At 61.4% G+C, this 1,714-nt stretch carries 2 protein-coding genes; both read right to left on the reverse strand.

The genetic code is table 11. The features are described from left to right. Positions 1 to 220 precede the first annotated feature (220 nt). Positions 221 to 967, reverse strand: coding sequence for a hypothetical protein (locus tag V6C16_RS12500; protein ID WP_333543358.1), 747 nt, complete (start codon positions 965 to 967; stop codon positions 221 to 223). Next, positions 964 to 1,714, reverse strand: a 751-nt coding sequence (locus V6C16_RS12505; RefSeq protein ID WP_442886231.1) for a YybH family protein, incomplete at its 5' end; no start/stop codon positions are given. The genes V6C16_RS12500 and V6C16_RS12505, both read right to left, overlap by 4 nt.

Raw genomic sequence — 1,714 nt, forward strand, 5'->3', positions numbered from 1 at the left:
CGGAGGGGCGCAGCCCCTAACAGGCCCCCTCTGCCGCCCGCCGCGAAGGCGGCCCAAACAACATCAGAGAAAAAACCTCCGCGCCCGCAGGGCGGCAGCATTCCCTCTCGAAGGCCGACCCCTTCCATCTCTTTGCACGCCGCACAGGCGGTCCAAACAAGAGCAGAGAAAAAGCCTTCATGCCCGCAGGGCAACACAAACCCATCTCAAAGAACAGGCCCTAGTGCTCCACAGGAAAAATATTGCGATACACCACGCTTTCATCCTGGTTGCGCACCTCAAGGATAACCTGGGCGTTGACCAGATCAAGACGTCCCGGCAGGCGCACAACAATGACCGTGCGCTTGAAGCGGCTGATGCGAAAATCCCCCACGTTTTCCGGGTCAAAACTCAGGGCATGCTTTGCCCCATCGGCCGTAATCAGAGTTCCTGCCACAGAGCCGGAGGCCAAACGCTGATTATCGGTATTACGCAAATCAAGGGCAAGACGCAGTTTGCCTCCGCGCAAAGCACGCACCTGCACATTACCCACCTTGACATAATCAAGGTCAATGGCAGGAAATTCCTCATGTCCCGGCCCCTCAGCACCGCGCAGCGCCTCGACCTTACCGTTTTCCTCCTTGTCTGCGGGCGGCATTGCGGCGGCGTTTTCCCCCCCGCCCAGGCGGCGCAGCACAAGATCGCGCCCCTGCACAGTCTCTTCGCGGAGCAGCTCTTCAAGATGCTCAAGCCGCTCCGCCGTGGCCTGCGCCCCCTGATAATCGCTCTCAAAGCGCAGCACGTTGGCGCGCAGGGCGGCATTCTCCTGCCAGAGCAGCCAGCACTGCCAGCCCAGAACAGAGCTTAGCACAGGCAGGCAAGCGAAAAAAAACAGCGCCGCATAAAAGCGGCCCCGGCGGACGCGAAAGCTGCGCCGGGGGCCGTTATCCCTCATAAAGATGATGGAAAGGCTCTCCTTGTATTTCAAGGTCTGCCCCCTCCGGGCGCGGAAGCGGCGGCAGGGGCCGCTGTCCAGTCTTCACGCGCAATAAGCCACTTCTTGCCGTCGTACTGCAAAAGCAGGGTTTTGGTTCCCCGGTCGCTGTGTCCGGCGCTGTCGGCATAGGTCTGTCCCATGTCCGCGCGTATTCCGGTCTTGTCCGCCACCAGCCGCAGGCCGGAAAGCTGCACAAGGGTCGGCTGCACCCGGGACCACAGATCTGCTTTCTGTCGGCGGATGTTTTTTGCCCCCCACCGACCCTGCTGCACGGCATTATCAGTGTAATAGGCCATATAGGCATCCAGGTTGCCCGCTTCCCAGGCTTTGCGCCAGCCTTCAACGGTATCACTCACCGCGCCGCCGACCTGATCCAGGTAGTCGGCGGCCAGCCCCAGTTCTTCGGGCTGGAACTGCGATGCCACAATGCGCAGATCGCCATTGTCGCCCTGACGCCACCAGAGTGTACGCACGCCTTCGCTCAGGCCGTGAGGCCCGGCCACAAGCTCTTCACAGCGGCTGACTGCCAGCTTGCCCTGCACCTCGAAAGAGGGCTTGCGGCTGATATACCGCAGCCACGGCGCACCCAGATGCTTCTCAAGCTCGCGCCATGCGGCATTGTAAGAAAGGCCGCGCGGCGCTCCCGGCTCACGGTTAAAGCGTGCATGGTCATAAAAATCGGCCAGGGAAGGCGAACGGGCGGCAAGAGCCGCATTCCAGCCGTCCACAGCCTGTTGC

Origin of the sequence: Desulfovibrio sp. 1188_IL3213 (assembly GCF_036763145.1) — a bacterium.
GTDB lineage: Bacteria > Desulfobacterota > Desulfovibrionia > Desulfovibrionales > Desulfovibrionaceae > Desulfovibrio.